The sequence below is a fragment of the Parabacteroides sp. AM58-2XD genome (assembly GCF_003463685.1).
GTDB lineage: Bacteria > Bacteroidota > Bacteroidia > Bacteroidales > Tannerellaceae > Parabacteroides > Parabacteroides segnis.
Map to the genome: position 1 here is coordinate 19,596 of NZ_QSDP01000089.1, position 7,757 is coordinate 27,352.

Sequence of the window (7,757 nt, forward strand, 5' to 3'; positions counted from 1 at the left end):
TAGTACTATGAAAAACGATCACTTGCCATAAATATACACTTCTGCAATGTTAGTAAAAGGTTCACGGTTACTATCCGGCAAGAGGATCTTCATGTAACGGCCCTGGTTTGTATCTATTAATGCGGGAACAGGCAATTCCAAACTATCTCCGTCACCAAATGTACCTGTTGCTACCTGAACCCAATCCGTTGCATCGGCATCCGGACTATTTCCAACATATATCTCCACACTCTTCGTATCGGTAGTGCCGGAACGGCGATATATCTCTATCTTCGACATCTTTTTGGGAGATCCCATATCTATGACAGCCCAATGTGGCAATGGTGTATCTTCATCCGTATAATTGGAATGCCACCAGGTATCCAGTTTGTCATCAATGATCGCATCTTTTCCACCTCCGTCACTGGCGGTTTCGTCGGAAACAGCCAATACGGTCCAATTACTCCGGTCGAATTTATATTCCAAAGGGAAAGCGTCTTCATACGTCTTCCAGGCAGTGGCAAATGTATCGATAGCCTCCTCTTCCGGAATATACAATGAACGATATTCGAATGTACTTCCGGATTGAACATCCGGACACGTAACACTATACTCTCCGGCAGGCAAACAGGCCAGTGCTTCCGTCCCATCTTTCCGGGTATAACGTACCTCATTGCGGACCAGCCCCTCCATAGATGAATACCAGTCTATAACACCCCCTGTATCAAGCAGGGAAATAGCCTTTATCCTCCGATCGTTCAGGGTTGACTGATAAGAAGAACCGTATGAACTCCCGAAATTTGTAACTGACAATGATACATGACCGAAGTGATCCGTGGTATGTACATTGAATGTATATGATTTTTCCGGCATATTATCCAGAACAACATTCAGGCTATCGTAACCGGCCCCCAAAGAAACAGGAATAATCAACGAATCCAATCCGTCATTCCAATAAATATCGACCGACTTTACATTCGGTGCATTATAAGTCCGGCAATGGAAAAGTATCCGTTCCTTTCCGGCAACGAAAGAGATCGTATCCGGTTTGGGAGCATAAATAATCTCGCCGTCTTCGATATATTCTTTGTGTACATCCATAAAATCGTCACACGATGATAAGACTGACACACAAAGAATAAATGCTAATAAACTATATATCCTTTTCATAATCCATCTGTTTTAAATCAATTATTATTCTGCACTTTCACCATAAAAATCAACATCCGCCGGATGAGTAAAAGTGGTTCCGCCAAAAGTACTGTTTATCACAATGCGGATATAGCGTAGTGGGCTTTGGGTCAGTTCAAAGGCAAATTCGTTACCTACTTCCGCTGCGGTTATATCCTCATCCGTCACTGTTCCGGAAGGAGAGCCGGAAGGTTTAAGGATCTCACAATCCATGATCTTCGTCCATTCGCTCCAATCACCACTTTGGGACGGTTTCTTGTCGCAACCATACACGGTAAAAGTCAGAGGATTTCCCCAATTGTAATAAGAGTCACTGTATTTGCGCTGGAACATCACAATACGGCTTAATTTAGCGACCTGTCCCAAATCAACGGTAAAAGGTGCCGGTAAAGAAGAGTTGGCAGAATGTCCGAAAGTACCATGGTCATCGTCTATCAGGTAACTATCCATTCCTTCCCAGTTGGTAAAACTGGCATCATTGGTAAGTTTCATTACAGTCATATTCCGCTTGTTCAGCTTTTCTTCGAACAAAGGAGTGATCATTCTCTCAGATGGGAAAACCGTATCTGATGCATTTCCGAAGTTATCCCGTACTATGGCAGCAAACATACGGGGTTCCGGTGCGTAACCACGCAAACTCTGCCGACTGGAATCGCTTTGTGTTGTAATAATTTTCATTACCTGCATCAACCCTACAGAGTCTTGTGCCAGAAACTCCATAGTCACAGGAGCCTTATCTTCATTTTTCCAGTTAAACTGGGCACCTCCGAAATCGCTGACAATCGTGATCGTTTTCGTTATCTTACTAAGAGATGATTCCAACGGACGGAATGAGACTTTTACCGGATCGGACTCTTCCTGAGCGCGGTTCACCGCATAAAGCTGAACTTCATGCTCCTCCATATCATTATATCCCTGAACAACCAGTTTGTTTTCGTAAAAAGAGGCGGTCGTAGTATGTTCTTTCCCATCGGCCAACGTATAAACACCTTTTACGGCTAAGATATCTTCCGAATTGGGAATCCGGTAAGAAATAATCACACCTCCGGAAATCGCTTCAGTTGTAACCTCCGTTACTATACCCGGTTTACCCAGGCTACCGCTTATCGGTTCCAGTTGTTTCTCGGAACAGGAACATAAAACAAACGATAAAACTATCCATTTCAAATATTTTGTATTCATGGTCATACTTACATTTAATAGTTACCAGCCGGGATTTTGAACCAACTGCGGATTATTTGTCATATCTTTCTCCGGTATCGGAGCAAAATAGTTTTTATAAGAAAATGTCTGTGTATACAATGTAGTCGGCATATAATAATCGACTGCTTCTTTCGCATTCACATTCCATCCCTGGATCAGACGGTTCTGCTCTTTAACGGCTGTTTTCCAACGATGGCTGTCCCAATAATAAACGCCTTCGCAAGCAAACTCAATCTTCCGTTCGCGCTGGATTATCTCACGCATTCCGGCTTTCGTCATGGGTTTGTCCGGTTGGTTCGAATAGGTTCTCCAACTTTCCAATACACCTTTCAACCCCGCCCGTTCGCGGATCATATCCACATACCTGTATACTTCGGCATCCGGAGTGCTTTTCGATTCATTCAGTGCTTCGGCACACAAAAGCAGCAGGTCGGCAAAACGCATATCGGGATAAGGATAATCTTCATAACTTACGCTATTGGCATCCCGGAATGTCGAATTGATACAAACCATTTTTTTCGGCCAATAACCTGTCGCATTGTAATCTCCCGGATTAAATACTGAAGAATATTCTCCAAAACGGTTCTTCGGATATAAACATTCGGCATCGTCATCGGGAGAATTTTTATAGGAATTACCATACCATTTACCCCTGTCAAATCCCAGTGTAGAATAGAAACGTGGTTCACGGTCAAAATTCATTGCGGCAGTTTGCTCTCCTTTCTGAATATAATATTTATGTTCCTCATCTCCGGTACGGATATCAAAACGACGGGCATAATCGTAGTCCTTATCTTCCTCGATAGGCACACCGTTTTCAGAATAAAACAGATCAACGGTAGAGAACGGAACACTCATTATTCCCGTAGTCGAAGAACTGGTTCCCTGTTCCAGACGTGGGAAACAAGGCGACTGCAAACCGCTATTGACCTGATAAGAAGAATTACCCCATACCAGTTCGCAATTCCATCGTTCACTGACTGAACTCCGCAAGGTATTCACCAACATCGTCTGGTCGGAAAGGACTTTGGGAGAGATATAATCCGATTGCTGATACAGACGGATACCGGCAGCTTCACAGGCATCGATCGCTTTCTTACATGCTTCCGCAGCAGCTGTCCAACGTGTTTCATCATAAGACTGATTAAAGAAGGGTTCACCGGCATTATTCAGGAAACTGTTATAATCCGTATTCCCGTTGAACAAAGGACTCGCCCAATAAACCAATACTTTTGCTTTCAACATATAGGCAGCAGGTCGGGTAAAACGTCCAAGCTCCGTCGTCCGGTTTTCTATAACAGCCGGTAAAGCGTTACCTTCGATCACTTCATCCAGTAATTCCAGGATATATGCGAAACAATCATCCACTTTTTCCCGGTAAACCCGGACTCCCTGAGTGGATTCATTCACCTCCGTATTTTCGCGTAAAGGACAAATCGGTCCATAATAAGAAAGCAGATAAAAATGCATATACGCCTTGATCATTTTTGCTTCGGCTATCATACGATCCTTCTCGTATTTATTCAGGTCCTGTACACCGGTAACTCCTTCCATAAAGGTGTTGCATTCACGAATACCGGCATAAAGGGAACGGACCATATTTCCGGTATCTCCCCAGTAATTGATCAGAGCACTCGTTGCATTATCTTGTCCCAGTCCCGTTTTCATTCCTTTTTCTGTCATCTTCTCCCGGTTAAAAACCATTTCCAATGCACCGAAAATAGCCGGATTTTCATTCCAACCAGCCGATTTAGGCATCCCCCAATAACAAGTAGCCAGATACTTTTCCGTGGAATAGCGGTCAGCGAACGCATTTTCTATTGTCGCCACATTGTCAGGAACCACATCCAGGTAATTGCATGATCCGACAGAAAAGACAGCGCATGCACATATAATATATTTATAGATTGATTTCATAATTATTCTCCTGTTTTTAATGTCATTAAAATCCAAGGTTAAGACCTACATTTATCACCCGTTGTACCGGATATCCCAGTCCGTTGCCCGCCATCTCCGGATCCCATAGTTTAAACCGGCTCCAACAAAGCAGGTTGGTACCACTCATATATAACCGCAGATTATTGACTTTAAACTTTTTCGTGAGAGTCTGAGGGAAAGTATAACCTATTTCAACAGATTTCAGACGGATAAACGTGGCATCCTGCATAAACCAGGTGCTTTTCTGATCGTTATTTTCCACTACCTGATTCGACAAACGCGGCCACAAGGCATACGGATTACGGTTGTTCTCAGACCAGTAACTACCTGCAAAGACCTGCAACACGGAATTTTGTCCGGTCAGTTTATCATCATCATTATCTCCTGTATCACAATCCCTGAACGGAGCCACTTTCTTTTGATCCAGCCAGAAAGATTGGCGTCCCGATCCCTGGAAAAAGAAAGAAACATCGACTCCTTTATATCCGGCAGACAGACCGAATCCGTAGTTGATTTCCGGCGTCGTAGGATGCCCGATGGGGACTTTATCCAGTTCAGATATTTTACCATCCCCGTTTACATCCCTATATTTGATATCCCCGGCCATATAATCGCCAAACTGAGTCGGTGAATTCTTTACCTCCTCGTCATCAATAAACAATCGCTCTGCAATATACCCCCACTTCTGTCCGAGCGAAAGCCCTACTTTCGATAACCAGGGTGTTGCGCTATAATCCGGTTCTTCCCATTCCACAACTTTGCTGGTAGCATATGTGAAGGTTCCACGACCGGTAAGCCATAAATCCTTATTAAAACTCTTTTCGTAGTTCAATTCCATATCGAAACCTTCTCCGCTGGCCTTACCCATATTCGCTTTCACTTTAGGGATAATTCCCATCGTATTGGGTATTATACGCTCCAGCAAGATATTCTCCCGGCGTTCATGAAAATACTCTATGTTTGCCGACAGACCATACACCGTATTGATCTCAACTCCGGTATTCAGTTTATAGGAGGTTTCCCAGCCAATCTGATCGTTGGCATAACGGCTGACATTCACCGCACCCGGATTATAATTCAATTGAGTACCCCAGTTTACTTTCCTGTCGGAATCATTCATATTCACTTGCGACAGATAGTAAAAGCGGTCCTTATTATCACCAATCGCATCGTTACCCGACATACCATATGTTGCTTTCAATTTAAACTGACTGAAAATATCTTTTGCCGGAGCAAAAAACTTCTCATTCGAAAGCATCCATCCGACGGCAACAGAGGGGAAGAATCCCCAACGATTGTTTTTGGCAAAACGCTCAGAACCGTTATAACCAAAGTCGAACTCTGCAAAATAGCGGCTATCGTAATTATAAGCCAGACGTCCGGCCAAACCGATATTACGGTTGGGCAGAGAAAGTTGCAGATCGTCTGCAATACCTGACTTTTTGTTACGCATGGTATAAACCAGCAAAACATTAACCGTATGCTTATCTTCAAAAGTCCGGTTATATTCGGCGGCAGCCTCCAGGTAAAAAGAAGTATCAATATATCTGTTGCCGGGATTATAATCAATGTATTCCGTTCCTTCCGACGGATTCAGACGGATCAGTGTATAACTGTTTGTCAACAGATCAGATGTACCTATATTATAAAAGAAAGGTTTGTAGTTACGGTCTACCGAATATTCAGAATAACGATCCATATTTATTTTTACACGTGCAAACAACCCCTCCGTTACCATATCCAGTTTTTGCTTAAACTCGAACTGGGTCAACATCGTATTTTTACTATAATCATTATACCCCTTTAAGGCCAGAGCGTAGGGGTTGACATAATTGGCACTTCCATAGTTACCAAATAAAATATGATTGGCATAAGCATACTGTTCATCCGGCTCATAATAGGGTTTAAACAACACCGGATTAGCCTGCATGACTTCTTTATACATGGTACTACCTCCTCCAATCGGACCGGTATATTCATCGAATGTGGCACTCATACGCAATATCAACTCCGTCGTCTTCGTCAGGTTTACATTTACGTTGGAACGGACAGCATACTTCATCAGGTTGATATTCGAATTAAAGTTATTCCGTTTATCTACTTTCATATTACCGTTATCCTTCGAAATATTTGCTGCTACATAATAACGGGCTACCGTTCCACCTCCACTGATACTCAAATTAGCTCTCTGATTGATCGTTGTATTCTTAAACATAGTATCATACCAGTCTGTAGCCGGGTAAATATCCGGATAAAGCCCACGTTCGGTCATGGTAATTTTCTCTTCCGAATAAAGTGCTAATCCCATCGGGTCTCTTGTTTTGATAGCTTCGTTCTGCATGCGCATAAATGTGACCGGATCTGCAATTTTCACCCGTTTAGTCGGACTGGAAAAAGAGTTTTCAACACGGGCATTTACAGAAACTTTTCCCTCCTTACCTTCTTTTGTCGTTACCGAAATAACACCGTTCGCACCTCTGGCACCATAGAGGGCCGTTGCTGTAGCATCCTTCATAATGGTAAAACTGGCAATATCATCCGTATTCAAACGTGCCAGATCTTCCGTACTCAATTCGATCCCATCAATCAGGATTAACGGATCTTTTTTTGCTTCAGCTCCAAATGTGGTAATACCGCGGATAAAAAAACTAGCATTATCCTTACCCGGCTCTCCACTCGTCTGATAAGAGATCAAACCGGCGACACGACCGGCAAAAGCAGTGGTCAGATTGCTACTCGGAACTTTTAGTTCAGCCGGTTTCACTGTCGTAATGGACGATAACACACTTTCTTTTTTCTGTTTGGCGAAAGCGACTACGGTTACTTCTTCCAACTCATCCGTTTTTGCCTCCATTACAATATTCAGGAATTTCTGTCCGGTATACTTTATTTCCTTAGTTTCCATACCGATATACGAAACAACCAGGGTACTGTTAAGAGGACAATCATCAAACTCAAAGTTACCATCCATATCAGCAATAACTCCTTTCGTACTACCTTTTATCTGCACCGTAGCACCAGGTAAAGGATCTCCTCCCGTATCCGAGATTTTGCCTTTGAATTTCGACGATTGTTGAACTTTGGCTACCACGGGAAATACTTCAGCCCGAAGGTCTCGACAGGGTAGTCCCACAACTGTTAATAAAAATGCCGGCAATATCCATCCATACGAATATTTTCCAGGCTTCGTGCTTTGAATCTTCTGAGGCTGACAGCATTGACCGCTACACCTCTTTCGCAATCTAATCATTACACTTGCTAATTTAAGGTTAATAAACAAAAACAGGTCTAAGAATTATTTAATATGAATAGTCGTTTATCATCATAGTTCTTGGAGAACTATGGCTACAATATAACTTGCTACAGATTAACCATATAGGCAAATTGATTGAAATATAGGACGAACAGAGATATAATAAATAAAATAGGAGAAGAATCTAATAGGT

4 protein-coding genes are annotated in these 7,757 nt (G+C 42.7%); all 4 read right to left on the reverse strand.

Annotation, left to right across the window (positions count from 1 at the left end; all coding sequences use genetic code 11):
- Positions 1–18 precede the first annotated feature (18 nt).
- Genes DXA15_RS18730 through DXA15_RS18745 form a run of 4 tightly spaced genes read right to left on the reverse strand, consistent with a single transcriptional unit; the run spans position 19 to position 7,402 of the window.
- Positions 19–1,149: a DUF4998 domain-containing protein gene (locus DXA15_RS18730; protein WP_128135038.1), complete on the reverse strand. Its 1,131-nt coding sequence runs from the start codon at positions 1,147–1,149 to the stop codon at positions 19–21.
- A 24-nt stretch (positions 1,150–1,173) separates the two neighbouring features.
- Positions 1,174–2,352, reverse strand: a complete 1,179-nt coding sequence (locus tag DXA15_RS18735) for a DUF5000 domain-containing lipoprotein (protein ID WP_128135039.1) — start codon at positions 2,350–2,352, stop codon at positions 1,174–1,176.
- A gap of 21 nt (positions 2,353–2,373) precedes the next feature.
- Entirely contained in the window at positions 2,374–4,290 is a 1,917-nt protein-coding gene (locus DXA15_RS18740) for a RagB/SusD family nutrient uptake outer membrane protein (RefSeq protein WP_128135040.1), read from the reverse strand.
- A 25-nt stretch (positions 4,291–4,315) separates the two neighbouring features.
- Positions 4,316–7,402 (reverse strand): TonB-dependent receptor, encoded by a 3,087-nt coding sequence (locus DXA15_RS18745; RefSeq protein ID WP_233567434.1) that lies wholly within the window; start codon positions 7,400–7,402, stop codon positions 4,316–4,318.
- Between the last annotated feature and the right edge of the window lie 355 nt (positions 7,403–7,757).